This is a genomic window from Roseateles sp. GW821-FHT09H10 (assembly GCF_059415865.1).
In genome coordinates this window covers 311,516-332,646 of record NZ_JBWKOB010000003.1, presented here as the reverse complement: position 1 = coordinate 332,646, position 21,131 = coordinate 311,516, and the positions used below count along the sequence as shown (strand labels likewise).

15 protein-coding genes and 1 tRNA gene are annotated in these 21,131 nt (G+C 69.0%); 15 read left to right on the top strand and 1 reads right to left on the bottom strand.

What is annotated here, in order from left to right; translation table 11 throughout:
- Positions 1 to 42 precede the first annotated feature (42 nt).
- The 11 genes from AC07OY_RS17085 to AC07OY_RS17035 all read left to right on the top strand — a co-directional run bounded on the left by AC07OY_RS17085 (position 43) and on the right by AC07OY_RS17035 (position 11,553).
- Positions 43 to 2,280, top strand: a complete 2,238-nt coding sequence (locus tag AC07OY_RS17085) for a TonB-dependent receptor plug domain-containing protein (protein ID WP_495043804.1) — start codon at positions 43 to 45, stop codon at positions 2,278 to 2,280.
- A gap of 61 nt (positions 2,281 to 2,341) precedes the next feature.
- On the top strand, positions 2,342 to 3,433 hold the full coding sequence (locus AC07OY_RS17080; protein ID WP_495043803.1) for a patatin-like phospholipase family protein: 1,092 nt from the start codon (positions 2,342 to 2,344) through the stop codon (positions 3,431 to 3,433).
- 185 nt (positions 3,434 to 3,618) lie between these two features.
- Positions 3,619 to 5,526 carry a threonine--tRNA ligase gene (gene thrS / locus AC07OY_RS17075; RefSeq protein WP_495043802.1) on the top strand — a complete coding sequence of 636 codons (1,908 nt, stop codon included), beginning with the start codon at positions 3,619 to 3,621 and terminating at the stop codon, positions 5,524 to 5,526.
- A 68-nt stretch (positions 5,527 to 5,594) separates the two neighbouring features.
- Positions 5,595 to 6,140 (top strand): translation initiation factor IF-3, encoded by a 546-nt coding sequence (gene infC / locus AC07OY_RS17070; protein WP_082532663.1) that lies wholly within the window; start codon positions 5,595 to 5,597, stop codon positions 6,138 to 6,140.
- Positions 6,141 to 6,298: 158 nt separating this feature from the next.
- Positions 6,299 to 6,502, top strand: coding sequence for a 50S ribosomal protein L35 (gene rpmI, locus AC07OY_RS17065; protein ID WP_119042821.1), 204 nt, complete (start codon positions 6,299 to 6,301; stop codon positions 6,500 to 6,502).
- A 26-nt stretch (positions 6,503 to 6,528) separates the two neighbouring features.
- Positions 6,529 to 6,885: a 50S ribosomal protein L20 gene (gene rplT, locus AC07OY_RS17060; RefSeq protein ID WP_025564000.1), complete on the top strand. Its 357-nt coding sequence runs from the start codon at positions 6,529 to 6,531 to the stop codon at positions 6,883 to 6,885.
- An 89-nt stretch (positions 6,886 to 6,974) separates the two neighbouring features.
- Complete coding sequence (gene pheS, locus AC07OY_RS17055) at positions 6,975 to 8,018, top strand: phenylalanine--tRNA ligase subunit alpha (RefSeq protein ID WP_495043801.1); 1,044 nt, start codon at positions 6,975 to 6,977, stop codon at positions 8,016 to 8,018.
- Between the two features lie 10 nt (positions 8,019 to 8,028).
- Positions 8,029 to 10,467, top strand: a complete 2,439-nt coding sequence (pheT, locus tag AC07OY_RS17050; protein WP_495043800.1) for a phenylalanine--tRNA ligase subunit beta — start codon at positions 8,029 to 8,031, stop codon at positions 10,465 to 10,467.
- Between the two features lie 23 nt (positions 10,468 to 10,490).
- The gene (locus AC07OY_RS17045; RefSeq protein WP_495043799.1) at positions 10,491 to 10,862 is read left to right on the top strand and encodes an integration host factor subunit alpha; all 372 of its coding nucleotides are present in this window, start codon (positions 10,491 to 10,493) and stop codon (positions 10,860 to 10,862) included.
- Between the two features lie 46 nt (positions 10,863 to 10,908).
- Positions 10,909 to 11,430: a MerR family transcriptional regulator gene (locus AC07OY_RS17040; RefSeq protein ID WP_495043798.1), complete on the top strand. Its 522-nt coding sequence runs from the start codon at positions 10,909 to 10,911 to the stop codon at positions 11,428 to 11,430.
- A 46-nt stretch (positions 11,431 to 11,476) separates the two neighbouring features.
- Positions 11,477 to 11,553 (top strand) — tRNA-Pro (locus AC07OY_RS17035).
- 78 nt (positions 11,554 to 11,631) lie between these two features.
- Here AC07OY_RS17035 and AC07OY_RS17030 read toward each other — a convergent pair.
- Positions 11,632 to 14,265 carry an ATP-binding protein gene (locus AC07OY_RS17030; RefSeq protein WP_495043797.1) on the bottom strand — a complete coding sequence of 878 codons (2,634 nt, stop codon included), beginning with the start codon at positions 14,263 to 14,265 and terminating at the stop codon, positions 11,632 to 11,634.
- A 180-nt stretch (positions 14,266 to 14,445) separates the two neighbouring features.
- Between AC07OY_RS17030 and AC07OY_RS17025 the strand changes: the two genes are divergently transcribed.
- Genes AC07OY_RS17025 through AC07OY_RS17010 form a run of 4 tightly spaced genes read left to right on the top strand, consistent with a single transcriptional unit; the run spans position 14,446 to position 21,130 of the window.
- A complete protein-coding gene (locus tag AC07OY_RS17025; protein WP_495043796.1) occupies positions 14,446 to 17,529 on the top strand; it encodes a M10 family metallopeptidase C-terminal domain-containing protein in 3,084 nt (1,027 codons plus the stop codon).
- 10 nt (positions 17,530 to 17,539) lie between these two features.
- Positions 17,540 to 18,142, top strand: coding sequence for a PEP-CTERM sorting domain-containing protein (locus tag AC07OY_RS17020; RefSeq protein WP_495043795.1), 603 nt, complete (start codon positions 17,540 to 17,542; stop codon positions 18,140 to 18,142).
- A 5-nt stretch (positions 18,143 to 18,147) separates the two neighbouring features.
- Positions 18,148 to 19,818: a type I secretion system permease/ATPase gene (locus AC07OY_RS17015; protein WP_495043794.1), complete on the top strand. Its 1,671-nt coding sequence runs from the start codon at positions 18,148 to 18,150 to the stop codon at positions 19,816 to 19,818.
- Positions 19,811 to 21,130, top strand: coding sequence for an HlyD family type I secretion periplasmic adaptor subunit (locus AC07OY_RS17010; RefSeq protein ID WP_495043793.1), 1,320 nt, complete (start codon positions 19,811 to 19,813; stop codon positions 21,128 to 21,130). Before AC07OY_RS17015 ends, AC07OY_RS17010 begins: the two co-directional genes overlap by 8 nt.
- Position 21,131 lies beyond the last annotated feature (1 nt).

The following is a 21,131-nucleotide window of genomic DNA, read 5'->3' as shown; positions in this document are numbered from 1 at the left end:
GCCGATATGGTGCGCGCCGCTGTCTTCCCCTCGGAGTTCTCCTTGAAAACCCACGCCCTCGCCTCGCTGCTTCTGCTCAGCCCTGCACTGGCCCTCGCCCAGCAGGAGGTCGACCGCGCCTCGAACAATTCGCCCACGCCCCAGGGCAACCAGCTCGAGCGGGTGTCCGTCTCGCGCCAGAACACGGACACCGACATGCGCCGCCGCGAACCCGTGGCCAAGCAGCTGTATGGCCGCGAGGAGCTGGACAAGTACGGCGACACCCAGCTGTCGGACGTGCTCAAGCGCCTGCCGGGCATCAACGTCTCCGGCGGCCAGCTGCGCATGCGCGGCCTGGGCGGCGCCTACACCCAGATCCTCGTCAACGGCGAGCCGGCGCCCCCGGGCTTCAGCCTGGACAACCTCAATCCGGCCCAGGTCGAGCGCCTGGAGGTCACCAAGGCCCCGACGGCCGACCAGAGCGCCCAGGCCATCGCCGGCACGCTGAACATCATCCTGAAGGACGCCCCCCGCGTCGTGCAGAAGGACCTGCGCCTGGGCGTGGCCTATGCCAGCGAGAAGCCCGTCATCAACGCCGGCTTCACCTATGGCGACCGGGCTCTCGGCGGCATGGGCTTCGTCATCCCCGTCTCGGTCTACCAGTGGAACTTCAGGAACGAGCTGAACGGCGAGCGCCTGACCAATGCCACGCCGGCGCCGCCGCTGCAGTTGCGCCAGCACGTCAGCAACGAGGGCTGGGATCGCGCCCATGGCCGCGGCTTCAATCTGTCGCCGCGCCTGAACTGGAAGCTGGGCGATGACGAGACGCTGACCCTGCAGGGCTTCTTCGTCAACAACCAGTTCCGCAACGAGGGCGCCAACACCGTCACCAGGCTGCCGGACAACGATCCGCTCTACACGCCGCGCACCATCAACGAGACGACGCGCAACAAGGGCACCTTCTCGGCCAACCGCCTCAACCTGCAATACAACAACCGCTTCACCGAGGACCGCCGCATCGAGCTGCGCGCAGGCACCGGCTCGGGCGGCGCGGATTTCGACTTCAACTTCGACGGCCGCAACGGCGCCACGCCCATCGTGCGCAACACGACCGGCAAGAACCGCAACCGTCAGACGACGCTGGCCGGCAAGTACAGCCAGTACGCCGGCGAGGCCCATACCGTCACCGTGGGCTCCGAGATCGAGCGCCGCGTGCGCGACGAGAACCGCCGCACGGTGGAGAACGGTGTCGAGCTGCTGCCCGGCATCGAAGGCCAGCCCTTCAACGCCACGCTGACGCGCACGGCCATCTACGGCCAGGACGAGTGGGAGATCAACAAGCAGTGGTCGGCCTATTTCGGCGTGCGCCACGAGCAGATCAAGACCGAGAGCGAAGGCAGCGGCAGCGTCGGCAGCAGCGACTTCCAGAGCACCAGCAAGGTCACGACGCCGCTGCTGCACCTGAACTTCAAGCCCGACCCCAAGGGCCGCGACCTGGTGCGCGCCAGCCTGACGCGCAGCTACAAGGCGCCCGATGTGCAGCAGCTCATCAACCGCCCCTCCATCAACACGACCGAGCCGCTGGCCGTGGGCAACACCCGCACCACGCCCGACCGCACCGGCAACCCGAGCCTGAAGCCTGAACTGGCGACCGGCCTGGACGTGGCCTATGAAAGCTATCTGCCGGCCGGCGGCATGGTGTCGGTGGGTGTCTTCCACCGCCGCATCACCAACCTGATCCGCACCGACCAGCCGCGCCTGCAGACGGTGGCCTGGGCGCCGACCCAGCGCTGGGTCATCACCCAGATCAACCTCAGCAAGGCGACGACGCAGGGCCTGGAGCTGGAGATCAAGGGCCGCGCCGGCGAGCTCTTCCCCAGCCTGTTCGAGCCGACGACGGCGCTGTCCCTGCGCGCCTCGCTGAACCTCTACCGCTCCAAGGTCAGCGACATTCCCGGCCCCGACAACCGCCTGGAAGGCCAGCAGCCCTGGCAGTTCAACTTCGGCGCCGACTACCGCATGAAGAGCCTGCCCATCAACATGGGCTTCAGCGCCCAGATCGCGCCCAAGTTCAATGTGCAGCAGAGCGCGCTGCAGGCCCAGGAAAGCATGCCCTCGCGCTCGCTGGACGCTTTCGCGGCCATGCAGGTCAGCAAGCAGGACAGCGTGCGCCTCAGCGTCAACGGCCTGTTCCAGCCCAAGCAGGGCACGCGCGTGACCTACACCAATCTGCAGGACTTCGTGCTCAACGAGCGCAAGCCCGTGGCGTGGTATGCGCTGAATTGGGAACACAAGTTCTGAACTTGCCCGCCGTCCCGGTCGTGTCAGCCGGCACGGCCGGTCTCGGCTATCTTGTCGGGCAATGAGTTCCTCTCCTGCCCTCCAAATCTTTGCCGGCCCGGCCGCCCGCGCGCGCCTGGCCGAGCGCGGCCTGCGTGCCGAGGACGTCGGCCTGATGCCGGCCGCCGCCGGTGGCCCCAAAGGGCTCATCCTCAACGGCCTGGACCGCTACGTCTTCGGCGACTGGCTGCCGCAGAGCCGCCAGACCGTCCACCTCGTCGGCGCCAGCATCGGCGCCTGGCGCATGGCCACGGCCGCGCTGGCCCATCGCGATGTCGGCCCCGCCTTCGACACCATGGCCGAGGCCTATGTCACCCAGGAGTACGACGTGCTGCCGGGCGAGAAGCGCCCGCGGCCCGAGGGCGTCAGCAAGCGCTTCGGCGAGATCCTGGGCGAGATCTTCCAGGGCCGCGAATCGGAAGTGCTGGCCCATCCACGGCTGCGCCTGCACGTTGTCACGTCACGTGGCCGCGCCAGGCTGCTGGCGCGCGAGGGCAAGCTGAGGACGCCGCTGGGCTATCTCGGCGCCTTCGCGGCGAATGCCGTGTCGCGGCCGCTGCTCGGGCGCTTCCTGGAACGCGTCGTCTTCTCCGACCCGCGCGACCGCCTGCCGCTGAAGCTGAACGACTTCACCAGCCGCGAAGTGCATCTGTCGCGCGCCAACCTGCGCGGCGCCCTGCTGGCCAGCTGCTCCATCCCCTTCTGGCTGCAAGCCCAGCACGACCTGCCCGGCGCGCCGCGCGGCGCCTACTGGGACGGCGGCATCACAGACTACCACCTGCACCTGGACTACCGCGCGCTGCAGCATTCAGGCGCGCCGCTGGTGCTCTATCCGCACTTCCAGCGCCAGGTCGTTCCCGGCTGGCTGGACAAGGCCCTCAAGCACCGCCACCGCAGCACCAGCTTCCTCGACAACGTCGTGCTGCTCTGCCCTTCGCCCGAGTTCATCGCCCGGTTGCCCGGCGCCAAGCTGCCCGACCGCAATGACTTCATGGCCCTGGATGCCGACGAGCGCCGCCGCTGCTGGCGCATCGCCGTGAAGGAAAGCCAGCGCCTGGCCGACGAATTCGCGGCGTTGACGCAGCGAGACACCGTTCAGGCGCTGAGCCTTTAGAATCGCGGCTCCCTCCCCTCAAAAGAGCGAGAAAGGCACCCTGGTTATGACACCGCGAACTACGACCACCTTCACCGGCACCACCGGTAACTAGTCGGCCGCGGCACGTCTCGCCTGCCTTTTGGGCACACATCAAGCGCGGCAAGTGGCCGCGCTTTTTGTTTTCTGCCCCCTATGGAGCACCCATGATTTCGATTCAACTCCCCGACGGCTCGCGCCGTGAATTCCCCGCCGCGCTGACGGTCGGCGACGTCGCCGCCAGCATCGGCGCCGGCCTGGCCAAGGCCGCCCTCGGCGGCAAGGTCGACGGCAAGGTCGTCGACCTGTCCCACGTCATCGACCACGACGTCCAGCTCGCCATCGTGACGGACAAGGACGAAGACGGCCTGGACATGATCCGCCACTCGACGGCCCACCTGCTGGCCTATGCCGTCAAGGAGCTCTACCCCGACGCCCAGGTCACCATCGGCCCGGTCATCGAGAACGGCTTCTATTACGACTTCTCCTACAAGCGCCCCTTCACGCCCGAAGACCTGGCCGCCATCGAAGCCAAGATGACGGAGCTGGCCAGGAAGGACGAGAAGGTCGTGCGCCGCGTGCTGCCGCGCGACGCGGCCGTCGAGCATTTCAAGGCCATGGGCGAGGCCTACAAGGCCGAGATCATCGGCAGTATCCCGGCCGACCAGGACGTGTCGCTCTACGCCGAGGGCAAGTTCGAAGACCTCTGCCGCGGCCCCCACGTGCCGTCCACGGGCAAGCTCAAGCACTTCAAGCTGATGAAGGTGGCCGGTGCCTACTGGCGCGGCGACCACCGCAACGAGATGCTGCAACGCGTCTACGGCACGGCCTGGGCCACGAAGGACGACCTGCAGAAGTACCTGACGATGCTGGAGGAGGCCGAGAAGCGCGACCACCGCAAGCTCGGCAAGGAACTGGACCTCTTCCACATCGACGAGCACGCCCCCGGCGTCGTCTTCTGGCACCCCAAGGGCTGGACGGTGTGGCAGGAGGTGGAGCAGTACATGCGCCGCGTTTACCGCGACAACGGCTACCAGGAGGTCAAGGGCCCGCAGCTGCTGGACAAGACACTGTGGGAAGCTTCCGGCCACTGGGAGAAGTACAAGGACAACATGTTCACGACGGAATCGGAAAAGCGCGACTACGCGCTCAAGCCGATGAACTGCCCTGGACACATCCTGATCTTCAAGCACGGCGTCAAGAGCTACCGCGACCTGCCGCTGCGCTTCGGCGAGTTCGGCCAATGCCACCGCAACGAGCCCACGGGCGGTCTGCACGGCATCATGCGCGTGCGCGGCTTCACGCAGGACGACGGCCACATCTTCTGCACGGAAGACCAGATCCTGCCCGAGTGCGTCGCCTACACGGCCCTGCTGCAGAAGGTCTACAAGGACTTCGGCTTCACGGACATCATCTACAAGGTCGCGACGCGCCCCGACGCCCGCATCGGCTCCGACGAGGTCTGGGACAAGGCCGAGCACGCGCTGATGGAGTCGCTGCGCGCCTCCGGCGTCGAATTCATCATCGCCCCGGGCGACGGCGCCTTCTACGGTCCCAAGATCGAATACACGCTGAAGGACGCCCTGGGCCGCCAGTGGCAGTGCGGCACGATGCAGGTCGACTTCTCCATGCCCGGCCGCCTGGGCGCCGAGTTCGTCGACGAGGACGGCCTGCATAAGAACCCAGTCATGCTGCACCGCGCCATCGTCGGCAGCCTGGAGCGATTCATCGGCATCCTGATCGAGCAGCACGCCGGCGCCCTGCCCGTCTGGCTGGCCCCGACGCAGGTCGTGGTGGCCAACATCACGGATTCCCAGGCCGATTACGTGTCTGAAATTGTGAAATCGCTGCAAAAACAAGGGCTTAGGGCCTCGGCGGATTTGCGCAATGAGAAGATCACCTATAAAATCCGCCAGCATTCCATGCAAAAGCTGCCGTACATCCTCGTCGTAGGCGACAAGGAAAAGGCGAATGGCAGCGTTGCGGTACGCGCCCGTGGCAACCAGGACCTCGGCGTGATGCCCCTGCAGGACTTCCTCTCTCGGATCTCCGCAGACATCACCAACAAGGTCTAAAGAGCCTATCGGGCGCTATTTGTTTTGTTTGGGCCCCTCGCCTTGGGGCCTGTTGAAAGGTCCACACCATCGCTACGTTTGCTGACCGTCGTGCGATTCCGGAGCGCAAGCACCGGTTGAACCGCGAAATCATGGCTCCCGAAGTCCGCCTGAACGGCCCCGAGAATGAACCCATCGGCGTCGTCAGCATCCAGGAAGCCCTGCGTATGGCGGGCGACATGGATGTGGACCTGGTCGAGATCTCTGCCACCGCCAATCCGCCGGTCTGCCGGCTGATGGACTACGGCAAGTTCAAGTACCAGGAGCAGAAGCGCGCCGCCGAAGCCAAGTCCAAGCAGAAGATCATCGAAATCAAGGAAGTCAAGTTCCGTCCGGGCACGGACGAAGGCGACTACCAGATCAAGATGCGCAATCTGCGCCGCTTCATTGCCGAAGACGGTGACAAGGGCAAGGTCACGCTGCGCTACCGGGGCCGTGAAATCACCCACCAGGACATCGGCATGCGCCTGCTGGAGCGGATCCGCGACGAACTGGCCGACGTGGCGATCGTCGAGAACATGCCGAAGCTCGAAGGTCGGCAGATGATCATGGTCCTGGCGCCCAAAAAGCGTTGATTTGACCAGGGGATAGACCGCGAAGCGCTCTGTCCCCTCTGATTGAAGAGTTCAACCGGTCGGTTTGGTCGCTGGCCGGTTCACAAGTCTCCTGAGGCCAACAAGTGTGTCGGACTCTCCGGCACCGCCCCAGGGACATACTTAAAAGGAGCATTCACATGCCCAAGATGAAGACCAAGAGCAGCGCGAAAAAGCGTTTTCGCGTTCGTCCGGGTGGCACCGTCAAGCGCGGTCAGGCGTTCAAGCGCCACATCCTGACCAAGAAGACCACGAAGAACAAGCGTCAGCTGCGCGGCGCTGTGAACGTGCACGAAACCAACATGGGTCACATCGCTCAGATGCTGCCCTTTGCTGGTCTGTAATCCACTAACGACTCAAGGAGAAACACATGCCTCGCGTCAAACGTGGTGTTACCGCTCGCGCCCGTCACAAGAAGGTCCTGGCCCTGGCCAAGGGCTTCCGCGGTCGTCGTAAGAACGTCTTCCGCATCGCCAAGCAGGCGGTGATGAAGGCGGGCCAATACGCCTACCGTGACCGCCGCACCAAGAAGCGCGTCTTCCGTCAGCTCTGGATTGCCCGTATCAACGCTGCATCGCGTGGTCTGGGTCTGTCCTACAGCAAGTTCGTGGCGGGTCTGAAGAAGGCCCAGATCGAGATCGACCGCAAGGTCCTCGCCGATCTGGCCGTGAACGACCCGGCTGGTTTTGCCAGCATCTTCGCCAAGGTGAAGGCCGCGCTCGCCTGATTGCGAATTGCTCCGGCCCGGCCGGAGCCCGCAAACTTTTGAGGGGCCGGTCACCCAGTGACCGGCCCCTTTTTATTTATTGATTCCGAATGTCTGATCTCGACGCTTTGCTGCAAGCGGCCCAAGCCGACTTCGCCGCCGCCCCGACACCCGCCGAGCTGGAAAACGCCAAGGCGCGCTTCCTCGGCAAGTCCGGCCGCGTGACCGAACTGATGAAGGGCCTGGGCGCCCTCAGCATCGAGGAAAAGAAGACCCGCGGCGCCGAGATCAACCAGACCAAAGTGGCCATCGAGGCCGCCCTGACCGCCCGCCGCGACGCGCTGGCCGCCGCCGAGCTCGAGAAGCAGCTCAAGGCCGAAGCGCTGGACGTGACCCTGCCCGGCCGCAGCCGCGGCACTGGCGGCCTGCACCCCATCACCCGCGCCATGGAGCGCATCGAGGCCATCTTCGCCTCCATGGGCTTCGACGTGGCCGACGGCCCCGAGATCGAGACCGACTGGTACAGCTTCTCGGCGCTGAACAACCCCGAGAACCATCCCGCCCGCTCGATGCAGGACACGTTCTACGTCGACATGAAGGACGAGAACGGTTCGTGGCTGAACCTGCGCCCGCACACCAGCCCGATGCAGATCCGCTATGCGCAGGCCCATGCCAAGCGCTATGCGGGGCAAGAGACGATGCCCGAGATCCGCGTCATCGCGCCGGGCCGCACCTACCGCGTGGACAGCGACGCGACCCACTCGCCCATGTTCCACCAGGTCGAAGGCCTGTGGGTGGGCGAGAACATCTCGTTCAAGGACCTGAAGGCGGTCTACCTGAACTTCATCACGGCCTTCTTCGAGACCGACCAGCTGCAGCTGCGCTTCCGGCCCAGCTACTTCCCGTTCACGGAGCCCAGCGCCGAGATCGACATCATGTTCGAGAGCGGCCCGCTGAAGGGCCGCTGGCTGGAGGTCTCCGGCTCCGGCCAGGTGCACCCGCAGGTCATCCGCAACATGGGCCTGGACCCCGAGCGCTACATCGGCTTCGCCTTCGGCTCGGGCATCGACCGGCTGGCCATGCTGCGCTATGGCGTCAACGACCTGCGCGCCTTCTTCGACGGCGACCTCCGCTTCCTCTCGCAGTTCAAGTAACTAGAACGTTATGCAATTCCCCGAGTCCTGGCTGCGCGAGTTCTGCAATCCGCCGCTGTCCACTGAAAAACTGGCCGAACTGCTGACCATGTCCGGCATGGAGGTCGAAGAGCTGCGCCCCGTCGCCCCGCCCTTCCACGGCATCGTCGTCGCCGAAATCCTCGAAGCCGAGCAACACCCCAACGCCGACAAGCTGCGCGTCTGCAAGGTCAACGCCGGTGGCGAGTCTCTGCAGATCGTCTGCGGCGCACCCAACGCCCGCGTCGGCATCAAGGTGCCGCTGGCCACCGTCGGCGCCGAACTGCCCCCGGGCGAAGACGGCAAGGCCTTCAAGATCGGCGTCGGCAAGCTGCGCGGCGTCGAGAGCTTCGGCATGCTGTGCTCGGCCCGCGAGCTGAAATTGAGCGAAGACCATGGCGGCCTGCTGGAGCTGGCAGCCGACGCCGTCATCGGCGAAGACATCCGCAAGCACCTGGCCCTGGACGACACGCTGTTCACGCTGAAGCTCACGCCCAATCTGGGCCATTGCCTGAGCGTCTACAGCGTCGCCCGCGAAGTCGCCGCGCTGACCGGCGCGCCCCTGCTCAAGCCCGAGTTCCCGGCCGTCAAGCCGACGCTGGACGACAAGCTGCCCGTGCGCGTGGAAGCCTCCGACCTCTGCGGCCGTTTCTCCGGCCGCGTCGTCAAGGGCATCGACACCAAGGCACAGACGCCGGCCTGGATGGTCCAGCGCCTGGAGCGCTGCGGCCAGCGCTCGGTGACGGCCCTGGTCGACATCTCGAACTACGTGATGTTCGAGTACGGCCGCCCGTCGCACATCTTCGACCTCGACAAGATCAGCGGCGAGCTGGTGGTGCGCTGGGGCAAGGCGGGCGAACAGCTCAAGCTGCTGAACGGCAACACCATCACCGTCGACGAGAAGGTCGGCGTCATCAGCGATGCGCGCGAGGTCGAGTCCCTCGCCGGCATCATGGGCGGCGACCACACCGCCGTGTCCGACGACACGCGCAATGTCTATGTCGAAGCCGCCTTCTGGTGGCCCGAGGCCGTCATGGGGCGCGGGCGCCGCTACAACTTCTCGACCGATGCCGGCCACCGCTTCGAGCGCGGTGTGGACCCGTCGCTGACCGTCGAGCACATCGAGCGCATCACCCAGCTCATCATCGACATCTGCGGCACGCCCGACACCAAGGTCGGCCCGATGGACGACCAGTCGCCCAATGTGCCGACAGCCAAGCCCGTGACGCTGCGCGTCGCCCGCGCCGCCAAGGTCATCGGCATGCCGCTCACGCAGGCGCAGTGCGAAGGCGTGTTCACGCGCCTGGGCCTGCCCTTCACTTCGACTGACGGCAGCATCACGGTGACGCCGCCAAGCTGGCGCTTCGACATCCAGATCGAGGAAGACCTCATCGAGGAAGTCATCCGCGTGCTGGGCTATCCGACGCTGCCCTCCACCGCGCCGCTGGCCCCCATCGTCGGCCGCACGCGCTCGGAATCGCGCCAGGCCACGCACGCGCTGCGCCGCTCGGTGGCCGCGCGCGACTACTTCGAAACCATCAACTTCAGCTTCGTCGAGGAACGCTGGGAGCGCGAGCTGGCCGGCGTCACCGACCCGATCAAGCTGCTCAACCCCATCGCCGCGCCGCTGTCGGTGATGCGCACCAGCCTGATCGGCAGCCTCGTCCAGGTGCTGCGCCACAACCAGGCCCGCCGTGCGACGCGTGTGCGCGTGTTCGAGCTGGGCCGCGTGTTCAAGCGCGACGCCTCCGTGGCCAACGGCCCGCTGAGCGTGGCCGGTATCGAGCAGCCGCTGCGCCTCGGTGGCCTGGCCTGGGGCCCGGCCGACCAGCAGCAATGGAGCCAGCGCGACCGCGCCGTCGATTTCTTCGACGTCAAGGGCGACCTTGAAGCCCTGTTCGCACCACAGACGCTGACGTTTGAAGCGGCAGAGCACCCCGCCCTGCACCCGGGCCGCAGCGCCCGCGTGAAGCTGAACGGCGCCGTCATCGGTGCTGAAATTGGGTGGATTGGCGAACTGCACCCGCGCTGGCGCCAGGGCTACGAGATCGCGGGCAGCGCGCCCGTCGTCTTCGAGCTGGACCTCGATGCCGCGCTGCTGCGCACCCTGCCGCAAGGCCAGGCCCTGCCGCGCCAGCAGGCCGTGCAGCGCGACCTGGCCCTGGTGGTCAAGGACAGCACGCCTCACGACGCGCTGATGGCCGCCATCACGACGGCCGGCGGCGCCCTGCTGCGCTCGGCCAGGCTCTTCGACGTCTTCAAGCCCGCGGCCGGTTCGACGACCGACCTGCAGGCCGACGAACGCTCCCTCGCCGTGCGCCTGGAGCTGCTCGACGACGAAGCCACGCTGACCGACGAACGCATCGACGCCGCCGTGGCTGCCATCGTGGCGGCCACCGCCAGCCAACTCGGCGCCCGCCTGCGCGGCTGACCCCAGGAACAGGAACACGACGAATGGACGCGAACGACGCCAAGAAATCCGAAGCCGCTGCGGTCGTCATCGGCAGCCTGGAGACGCCCACGCTGACCAAGGCCGAGCTCGCCGAGCTGCTATTCGACAAGCTGGGCCTGAACAAGCGCGAGTCCAAGGACATGGTCGAGGCCTTCTTCGACATCCTGCACGACAGCCTCGTCAAGGGCCAGGACGTGAAGCTCTCCGGCTTCGGGAACTTCAACATCCGCCGCAAGGCGCCGCGCCCGGGCCGCAACCCGCGTACCGGCGAATCCATCCCGATCAAGGCGCGCAACGTCGTGACTTTTCACGCCTCCCACAAGCTCAAGGGGTTGGTGCAAGGCGAGGCGCCCAGCGGCGAAGACTTCGAGTAGAGTCTGACGCTCTGCCTCAGCTTTCGCTCCGAAGCCCTTGATTTCAATGGACAAAGCGCTGCCTTCCATCCCCGCCAAACGCTACTTCACCATCGGTGAGGTCAGCGAACTGTGCGGCGTGAAGCCGTATGTGCTGCGCTATTGGGAGCAGGAGTTCACGCAGCTCAAGCCCATGAAGCGGCGCGGCAACCGGCGCTATTACCAGCACCACGAAGTGCTGCTGATCCGCCGCATCCGCGACCTGCTCTATGACCAGGGCTTCACCATCAGCGGCGCGCGCAACCAGCTCAGCGAAGGCCTGCCGCCCGGCGCCGCGCAGAACTTCCGCGACGAGGCCGAGGCCGCCCAGGCCCTCGATGTTCTGGACGATGAACTGGACGGCGACGACCTCGAGGTTCCGGCCGAACTGGTCCATGCACCGGCCGTGCGCCATGCTGCATCGCATGCACAGCCCTTGAAGGCGGCCGAGGCATCGCTCAGCCTGCCGGTGCTGGCGGCGACCAGCATCACCTCGCTGGAACAGGTCCGTGCCGAACTGCTGGCGATCAGAGCCAGCCTTCTTGGTTGAAATTGCCCGAAGGCCCCGATTTCTCGGCTATACTGCTTGGCTCAGTCGGGGCGTAGCGCAGCCTGGTAGCGCACTTGCATGGGGTGCAAGGGGTCGCGAGTTCGAATCCCGCCGTCCCGACCAAAAACAAGAAGAGAAATCAACGGGTCACGCCGCAAGGCGTGACCCGTTTTTCCTTTCTGCCGTGTTTCACGGCGCCCCTCAATGCCGCCGAGCGATGGCAACGGCCTCATGGCGATCGCTGGCGCCGAGCTTGGTGATGACCTCGGACACATGCCGCTCGGCGGTACGCGGCGTGACACCGAGCTGGGCGGCGATCTCGGCATTGCGCCGGCCGTCGACCAACAGGGCCAGCACCTGCTGCTCGCGCGCGGTCAGCTGGTGCGGATGCTGGCGCGCCACGCCATAGGGCCCGCGCCGCGCCGCCGGCAGCGCGATGCCATGGCGGCGCGCCAGTGCCCGGCAACAGGCCAGTGCCGGCGTCGCGCCCAGGTCCTCGAGGATCTGCAACGCCTCGCGCCAGGCCCCTGCCACCACGTCCTCCTGCCCCGCCACCGGTGCTGCCTGCAGCAAGGCCAGTGCCGCCTCATAGGACGCCCCCAGGGCCCGCCAGGCATCGGCGGCCTGCCGCCAGCAGCCGTCGAGCTCGTCCACCCAAGGCGAAGCCGCCTGCCGCGGCCTGGCCATGGGCAGGCCGGCGCGGGCATGCCAGGCGGCAATCTCGCCAGCCTCCCAGGGGTTGTCGCAGGCGCCGGCCGTTGGCGGCAGGATCTGCAGCGCGCGCTGGCAGGCCTCGATGTCGGAACGCAGCCAGGCGCCCTCGGCCAGGGCCAGCGCCAGCGGGACGATGCGCTGCGCCTCGCCGGTGGACTGGGCCAGGGCCAGCGTCTCGGCCAGCAGGCGCTCGCCCTCCAAAGCACCGCGCCGCATCTGCACACGGGCCAGCACGGTCTGGGCCGGCAGGCGCATGACCAGCGTCAGATGGGGCAGCGCCAGCACCTCACCGGCAATGCGCCCGGCCTCTTCGAAACGGCCCCGGGCCAGATGCAGCTCCGCCAGCCAGCCGACGAGATAGTGGGTCCAGGCATCGAGGTCATGGCGGCGATCGAAGGCGATGCCTTCATCGAGCAGGCGCTCGGCGTGCTCGAAGTCCTTGAACACGACGGCATGCTCGCTGAGGTTGGTGTAGACGCGCGCCGCCTGCTCGTGAAAACCGCCCTCCAGCGCCAGCGCCAGGCTCTGCCCGAGCTTCTCGCGGCCGCCCGGGCGGTCGGCGAACAGCAGGGCCGTGCCGACATTGTTCAGCGCGTGGCAACGGATCTCCTTCTCGCCCAGGCTTTCGGCCAGCGCGATGGCCCGCTCCCCCCAGTCGATGGCGAGGTCGGTCCTGTCCTGCAGCATGAACTGCTGCGAACGCATGCTCAGCGCCCAGGCCAGCTCGGGTCCCGGCGGCAGCGGCTGCAGCACGGTGACGGCCTCGTCAGCGAAACGCTCGGCCAGGGCCTGGTCGCCGCGATACCAGTGCAGGCGTGACAGCCAGCGCAGGTTGTGCCCCACTTTGTCGGCCCGCCCGGCCTCGCGCCACAGCGCGATCGCCTGATGGCGCGCCGCGATGACGCTGGCATCGATGTGCAGGGCCAGGCCCGCCTCGTAAGACCAGCTCTCGTTCAGCTGCGCGCGCTGCTCGGCTGGCGCCTGGCCGGCAAAGCGCAGCGCCACGCCATAGAGCAGGGCCGCCTCCCGATGCGCGCCCTGTGCCGCCGCCTCGGCGCCCGCCAGCGGCGCCAGCGCCAGCACCTGGGCGGCATCGCCGGCCTCGGCGGCATGGTGGACGCGGGGCGGCAGGGCCACCGCCACGCCGGCGGGGGGCGCCGACAGGGCTGCAAACGCGCACGCATGCAGCTCGCGCCGGCGCAGCGGCGGCAGCGCATCGGCCACCGCGCGCCGCGCCAGCTCGTGCCGGAAGGCCAGGCCGGCATCGCCCAGCACGAGCACGCCCCGGCTCAGGCAGGCGTCCAGCGCGGCCGCGCCGGCCTGCGGCGTCAGGGCCTGGGCCAGCCACAGCGGCAGCCAGCCGGGCACGACGCTGAGGCGGTCCAGCAACTCCCGCTCGGCCGCCGGCAAGCGGGCCAGCCGCGCCAGCACGGCCAGGCGCACGCTGGTGGGCAGGCCGCGGTCGAGCTCGGCCACGCCCGAGGCCAGGAGTTCGGTGACATAGAAAGGGTTGCCGGCCGTGGCCGCATGCAGGCCCTGGGCCGGGCGGCCGGCACGCGCCGCCAGCTCGGCCACGCCGGCAGCGGACAGCGGCGCCAGCGGCAGGCGCGTCGTCGAATCCGGCGGCAGTTCGCCCAGCACCTGGCCGAGGGCGCCGTCCGTTGCCAGCGCATCATCGCGCAGGCTCATCAGCAGCACCAGCGGCAGCCCGCCGATGCGGCGGCCCATGAACTTGACGAAGTCCAGCGTCGCCTGGTCGGCCCAGTGCAGGTCCTCGATGACCATCAGCGCCGGCCGCAGCGGCGTGTCGAACTCGCTCAGCAGACGCGCGAACCGCGCGGCGGCCGGGGCGGCCTCGTCGAGGGCGGCGCGGGCCGCGTCGCCCAGCGAGGCGGCCATGTCGTGCAGGGGCCCCAGCACGCGCGGCGCGTAGAGGTCCTCGCAATGGCCGCGCAGCACGCGAAAGGCCGGCTGGGCCTGCTGCGACAGCTCGCCCACCAGGGCCGATTTGCCGATGCCGGCCTCGCCGCTGACCAGCACGACACCGCCACGCCCCGCACTGGCGCGCTCCAGCACTGCAACCGCGGCTTGCAGTGCGTCCTGGCGCTCCAACAGGTCCATCGCCGAATGATGAGGCAAGCGCATCGCGCTGCGATAGCGGGCCTGCCGCCATTAATACCCCACGACCTAGGTGCTCCAGCCGCCCGCATGGCGCCGAAATCCGTCGGTGCACCGGCATGTGGCCGCGCCGGCCGGATTGCACATTGGGCTCACTCATCGCTGTCATCGAAGGAGCTCCCCATGACCACCGCCACCGTTGCCATGTCCGGCACCCAGAACATCGACGCCCTGCTCAGCGGCGTGCGCTGGGGCGACGGCCGCATCACCTTCGGCTTCCCGACCACGGGCGCGTCCTATGGCAGCTATGCCTGGAATCTCGACCACGACAACAACCCCAACACGCCGGCCATCAGCGTCAACGAGACGGTGGGCTTCTCGGCGCTGAACGCCATGCAGCAGCAGGCGGCGCGTGACGCCTTCCATCAGGTGAGCCTGATCACGAACTACACGACGGCCGAGTGGACGCCGGCCGAGAACGGCGACGTGAGGCTGGCGATGTCGTCGACGCGCTCCCCCGGCAATACGACGGCCTATGCCGCCTATCCCGACGACACCAACACGGCGGGCGCCGAGCCGCAGGACGGCGACGCCTGGTTCAACCCGACGGACTACAACACGCCGCGCCTGGGCACCTATGCCTACCAGACCTTCTTCCACGAGATCGGCCACGCCATCGGCCTGAAGCACGGCCACGAGGCCGACAACGGCAACACCAATGTGCTGAGCAGCGACCGCGACTCGCTGGAGTTCAGCACCATGACCTACCGCGCCTACGTCAACCATCCCGGCAGCGGCGGCTATGGCGTGGCCGACGGCCACTACCCGCAGAGCTACATGATGTGGGACATCCAGGCCCTGCAGCATATGTACGGGCCGAGCTACCGCACCTACGCCGGCGACAACACCTACCGCTTCGACGCCGCCAACGGCCGGATGACCACCGACGTCGAGGGCTTCGCCGTGCCCATGGACAACGCCGGCAATCCGGTCAATGTGCTGTTCCGCACCATCTGGGACGGCGGCGGCATCGACACCTACGACTTCTCCGGCTACGGCAGCGACCGCCAGATGCGCATCGACCTGGCGCCCGGCAGCTGGACCGATGTCGACGCCGACAGCGACTATCAGGCCGCCGACCTCAACAACCCCGACGGCAGCTTCGCCCGCGGCCAGGTCTTCAACGCGCTGCTGTTCAACAACGACACGCGCAGCCTGATCGAGAACGCCATCGGCGGCGCCGGTGATGACTGGATCAAGGGCAACCAGGCCAACAACCGCCTCGAGGGCCGCGCCGGCAACGACACGCTGGAAGGCTTCGACGGCCACGACGTGCTGGACCAGGGCGGCGGTGGCGGCGGGCTCTATGGCGGCAACGGCAACGACACCCTCATCGCCGGCGACGGCGGCGAGGTGGTGGACGGCGGCAACGGCTTCGACACCGTCGACTACTCGCGCTCGACCAGCGAGATCCAGATCGACACCACCATCGGCAAGATCCTCGGCGGCAATGCCTGGAACGACACCCTGGTCAGCATCGAGTCCATCGTCGGCACGGCCTACGACGACCAGATCCGCATGGGCGCCGGCAACAACCAGCTCTGGGGCGGGGGCGGCAACGACGTGCTGGCCGGCGGCGCGGGCGCCGACTACCTGGACGGCGGCGCCGGCCACGACAGCGCCAAGTTCGACACCGCCGTCAACCTGAACTTCGCCACCGGCGTGCACACCGGCGAGGCGGCCGGCGACGGCTTCGGCTCCATCGAGCGCTATGTCGGCAGCGACCAGGTCGACACCATGGTGGCCCACCCGTCCATCGCGGTCGAGTTCGCCGGCGGCGATGGCGCCGACACGCTGGTGGGCGGCAACCTCAACGACTGGCTGCAGGGCGGCCGCGGCGAGGACGTGCTGAGCGGCGGCGGCGGCGTCGACATCGTTTCCTATGCCGATGCGCCCAACGCCATCATTGCCGAGCTCTACATGAAGGACGCCACCCACGACGGCAAGATCACGGCCGGCGAATGGGGCTATGACACGCTGATCGACATCGAGGGCGTGGAGGGCAGTTCCTTCGCCGACACGCTGCTGGGCGACAGCGACGCCAACCGCCTCATCGGCGGGGCTGGCGACGACCGCATCGAAGGCCGCGAGGGCGCCGACACGCTGGAAGGCGGCATCGGCAACGACAGCCTGGACGGCGGCACCGGCGGCGACGCGCTCTATGGTGGCGCCGGCAACGACCTGCTGGACGGCGGCACGGGCAGCAACGTGCTGCGCGGCGAAGGCGGTGACGATGTCTTCGTCGTCGGCGCCGGCGCCGACGTGCTGGACGGCGGCGAGGGCCGCGACACCATGCTGTTCACGCACGCCACGGTCGCCGACTGGCAGGCCGGCGTGCTGGATGCCGACGTCGGCTTCGACTCCTGGCTGGCCTGGGAGGTCATCCAGGGCTCGGCCGGTGCCGACCGCATCCGCACCAACAGCTGGGGCTACGACATCGAGCTGCGCGGCGGCGGTGGCAGCGACGTGCTGGCCTGCGGCAACGGCAGCGACACCCTGCGCGGCGAGGCCGGCGCCGATTGGATCACCGGCGGCCTGGGCAGCGACCTGCTCGCCGGCGGCGACGGCGACGACCACTTCGCCGACAGCGCCGCCGGCCTGAACGGCGACCAGCTCATCGACTTCGCCGTCGGCGACTGCATCGACGTGCGCGGTGCCTCCTTCAGTGCTCTCAGCTACGACGCCGCCAGCGGCCTGCTGGCCCTGGACTCGGCCGCCGACGGCAGCTATGCCACGCAGCTGGCGCTGGCGCCGGGCCTGGTCGGCGAGTTCATGAGCTTCCTGCGCAGCGATGCGGGCGGCAACTACACCGAGGTCAGGCTGATGGCGGACAGCGACGGCGACGGCGTCGGCGACTTCCACGACAACGCCATCGACATCCCCAATGCCGACCAGCGCGACACCGACGGCGACGGCTACGGCAATGTCGGCGACGCCGACCTGAACCAGGACCTCGTCATCGACCTGCTGGACCTGTCCCTGCTCGAGGCCGTGTTCGGCGGCGCCGACGCGAATGCCGACTTCAACGGCGACGGCGCCGTCGACCTGGTCGACCTGTCCATCCTCGACGGCCTGTTCGGCGGCCCGCCCGGCCGCTCCTACATCGACCAGCCCGCCCTGGCCCAGCCGACGCTGGTCGAGGAACCCACCATGCAGGTCGCCCTGCCCCTGCATGACGACATGACACCCGACACCCTGCTTGCCTGAAGGAAACACCATGAAGACCTCATTCAAGATCCTCAAGACCCTCACTGCAGCGGCCCTGGCCACCTGGAGCCTGAGCGCAGCCGCCGTGCCGACGCTGCAGTTCGTGCCCGCCACGACCTCGACCACGGTCGGCGCCAGCTTCACGCTGCTGCTGCAGGGCGTCGGCTTTGACGCCACCGCCGGCGCCAGCCTCATCGACAACATCAGCGGCGGCCAGAAGCTCGACCTCGGCTTTGGCGGCGGCATGCTGGAACTGCTGTCCGTCACCATCGATCCGCGCTGGACCTTCGCCGCGGCCAACAAGACCGGCACCATCGACAACGCCGCCGGCACGGTGAAGGGCATCAGCTTCGGCAGCTTCCCGGCCACGACGGACGACGCCTTCGACATCGCCAGCTTCAATTTCCGCGCCATCGGCCCGGGCAATGCCCAGATCCAGGTGCTGCAGGCCGAACTGGTGGGCCGCGTCGCCGGTGTCGCCGGCCAGGTCGTGGCCAGCAGCCTGCCCAGCGTCGATGTGAACGTCAGCGCCGTGCCCGAGGCCTCGACCTGGGCGATGTTTGCCCTGGGCCTCGCCGGCATCGCCGCCTTCTCGCGCCGGCGCCAGGATTGACGGCCATGCTGCAACTGTTGTCGCCGCTGCGGCGGCACCTCGCCGGCGTTGCCGCCTTCAGCGTGCTGATCAACCTGCTGATGCTGGCGCCGGCCCTCTACATGCTGCAGGTCTTCGACCGGGTGCTGGCCAGCCGCCATGTCGAGACCCTGCTGCTGCTCAGCGCGATGACGCTCGCGGCCCTGCTCGCCATGGCGGTGCTGGAGGTGCTGCGCTCGCGCCTGCTCGGCGCCGCCGCTGCGGCCCTGGAGCGCGGCCTCGGCCCGCGCGTGCTGCTCGCGGCCCTGCAGCGGCCCGATGACGCCACCAGCCCCAAGAGCGACCTGGCCGCCCTGCGCGGCTGGCTGGCCAGCCCCGGCCTGGTGGCCCTGTGCGACCTGCCGTGGCTGCCGCTCTACCTGCTGCTGATCGCCCTCTTCCATCCCCTGCTCGCCGTGGTGGCCGCCGCGGGTGCGGCCCTGATGCTGGCCCTCGCCGTGCTTGGCGAGCGTGCCGCACGCACGCCGCAACAGGCCAGCGCCGCGCTGCGACTGGCCGCCGAGCGCGAGGCCGGGCAGGCGGCCGCCCAGGCCGAGCTGCTGCAGGTGCTGGGCATGGGCGGCCACTGGGCCCAGGCGCAGCAGGAGCGCCTGCAGCGGGCCAACCTGCTGCAGGCCCGCGCGGCGCGTCGCAGCGCCGTCTTCTCGGGCCTGACCAAGGGCCTGCGCCAGGCCCTGCAGGTGGCCATGATGGGCTGCGGCGCCTGGCTGGTCATCGCCGCCGGCGCGACGCCGGGCGTGCTGGTCGCCACCACGCTGCTGCTGGGCCGTGCCCTGGCCCCGGTGGAAGGCGCCATCGCCGGCTGGCGCGGGTATGTCGATGCGAGCGCGGCGGGCCGGCGGCTGCAGGTCCTGCTGGACCGCCCGCCCCTGCCCGCCGGCGTCAATGTGCCGGCGGCCGGTGCGCTGCAGGTCGACCGCGTCAGCGTCGCGCCGCCCGCCTCGCCGCGCCTGCTGCTGCAGCAGCTGTCCTTCGCGCTGGAGCCCGGCCAGTCGCTGGCCGTGCTCGGGCCCACCGGTGCCGGCAAGTCGACGCTGCTGCGCCTGCTGGCCGGCGCGCTGCGGCCCTCGGCAGGCAGCGCACGCCTGGACGGTGCCGAGCTGTTCGGCAGCCCGGCGGCCATCGGCTATCTGCCCCAGGACGGCGCGCTGCTGGGCGGCAGCGTGCGGGACAACATCGCGCGCTGGAACCCGGCTGCCGACGACGCTGCCGTGGCCGAGGCCGCCCAGCTCGCCCAGGCCCATGCCGCCATCGCGCAGCTCCCCCAGGGCTATGCCACCCGCGTCGGCCCCGGCGGCTCGCCGCTGGCGGCCGGGCAACGCCAGCGCATCGCCCTGGCCCGCGCCCTGTTCGGCACGCCCGCCCTCGTCATCCTCGACGAACCGACGACGGGCCTCGACGCCGACGGCGAGGCCGCCCTGGTGCAGCTGCTGCAGCAGCTCAAGGCGCGCGGTACGACGGTGGTCGTCGCCACGCAGCGGCCGGCGCTGATCGCTGCCGTCGACGAAGTCATGGTGCTGCGCGGCGGCCGCATGGAACTGCGCCTGCCCAAGGCGCGCTTCCTGGCCCAGGTCGGCCGGCTGGCGCGGGCCGCGGCGCCTGGGCAGACCGCAACCCCGGGAGCCGCCCATGGCTGATGCCTTCGCCCTGAACCCGCCAGCGGGCGACGACGCCCTGGAGCTGAACCGACTGCTGCGCGCCGGCGCCGGCGTGACGCTGCTGCTGGTGGCCGTGCTGGCGGCCTGGACCGCATGGGCGCCGCTGGCCGGCGCCGTCACGGCCGCCGGTGTCGTGCGCGTGGACCGCCAGCGCCAGCCCGTCCAGCATGCGGAAGGCGGCACCGTCAACGAACTGCATGTGCGCAACGGCGACCGCGTGCAGGCCGGCCAGCTGCTCGCGCTGCTGCACGACGTGCCCGCCGACGCGGCCCAGGCCCAGATGCGCGCCGAGTTCGACGCCGAGCTCGCCCGCCAGGCCCGGCTGCGCGCCGAGCGCTCCCTGGCCACGGGCCTCGCCTTCGACACCGAGTTGCTGGAGCGCGGCGGCGAGGCACAGCCGGCGGAGCTGATGGCGCGCGAGCAGGCGCTGTTCACGCTGCGCCGCCAGGCACTGGACGGCCAGTTGGCCCTGCTGGCGCGCCAGGCCGCCGAGACCGAGCACGAGGTGGCCCTGCGCCGCGGCCAGGCCCAGGCCGACGACGAGGCCGTGCGACTGCAGCGCGAGGAGGCCGCGGCCCAGCAGCAGCTTGTGGCCGAGGGCTTTCTGTCCCAGACCCGGCTGCGCAGCCTGCAGCGCGAGACCGCCGAGGCCGATGCGCGCCGCGGCAGCAACCGCGCCGAGCTGGCGCGGGCCGAGCAGCGCGTCTCCGAGCTGCGCCTGCGCGCACTGGCGCTGAAGAACGACTTCAGCCAGCAGGGCGAACGCGAGCTCAAGGACAGCACCGCCAAGAGCTATGAGCTGCGCCAGCGGCTGCGGCCGCTGCAGGATGCAGCGCGGCGCCTGCGCATCGTCGCGCCGATCGCCGGCGAGGTGGTCAACCTGCAGGTCAGCCGAGCGGGCGCCGCGCTGGCGCCGCGCGAACGGCTGATGGAGATCGTGCCCGCCGATGCGGCCCTGGTCGTCGAGCTGCAGCTGTCGCCCCAGGACATCGCCCATGTGCAGGCCGGCCAGGCCGCCGACGTGCGACTGAGCGCCTTCGCGCGCCGCTTCAGCCCCAGCATCGAGGGCCGGGTCAGCTATGTGTCGGCCGACCGCCTCACCGACCCGGCCGGCAACGGCTACTACGCCGTGCAGGTTGAGGTGGCGGCCGCGGCGCTGCAGCGGGCCGGCCTGCACCTGCAGGCCGGCATGCCCGCCGAGGTGCATCTGCTCACCGAGGCCCGCACGCCGCTGTATCTGCTGCTGGATCCACTGCTCGGCCATCTGGGCCGGGCCTTCAGGGAGCCCTGAC

Bases quoted from the DNA above. Each gene is read 5' to 3' on its own strand.
- AC07OY_RS17015 (WP_495043794.1), top strand. From the start codon at position 18,148: ATGCTGCAACTGTTGTCGCCGCTGCGGCGGCACCTCGCCGGCGTTGCC.
- pheS (WP_495043801.1), top strand. From the start codon at position 6,975: ATGTCTGATCTCGACGCTTTGCTGCAAGCGGCCCAAGCCGACTTCGCC.
- AC07OY_RS17045 (WP_495043799.1), top strand. From the start codon at position 10,491: ATGGACGCGAACGACGCCAAGAAATCCGAAGCCGCTGCGGTCGTCATC.
- thrS (WP_495043802.1), top strand. From the start codon at position 3,619: ATGATTTCGATTCAACTCCCCGACGGCTCGCGCCGTGAATTCCCCGCC.
- AC07OY_RS17010 (WP_495043793.1), top strand. From the start codon at position 19,811: ATGGCTGATGCCTTCGCCCTGAACCCGCCAGCGGGCGACGACGCCCTG.
- AC07OY_RS17030 (WP_495043797.1), bottom strand. From the start codon at position 14,265: ATGGACCTGTTGGAGCGCCAGGACGCACTGCAAGCCGCGGTTGCAGTG.
- AC07OY_RS17040 (WP_495043798.1), top strand. From the start codon at position 10,909: ATGGACAAAGCGCTGCCTTCCATCCCCGCCAAACGCTACTTCACCATC.
- rpmI (WP_119042821.1), top strand. From the start codon at position 6,299: ATGCCCAAGATGAAGACCAAGAGCAGCGCGAAAAAGCGTTTTCGCGTT.
- AC07OY_RS17080 (WP_495043803.1), top strand. From the start codon at position 2,342: ATGAGTTCCTCTCCTGCCCTCCAAATCTTTGCCGGCCCGGCCGCCCGC.
- AC07OY_RS17025 (WP_495043796.1), top strand. From the start codon at position 14,446: ATGACCACCGCCACCGTTGCCATGTCCGGCACCCAGAACATCGACGCC.
- rplT (WP_025564000.1), top strand. From the start codon at position 6,529: ATGCCTCGCGTCAAACGTGGTGTTACCGCTCGCGCCCGTCACAAGAAG.
- AC07OY_RS17020 (WP_495043795.1), top strand. From the start codon at position 17,540: ATGAAGACCTCATTCAAGATCCTCAAGACCCTCACTGCAGCGGCCCTG.
- pheT (WP_495043800.1), top strand. From the start codon at position 8,029: ATGCAATTCCCCGAGTCCTGGCTGCGCGAGTTCTGCAATCCGCCGCTG.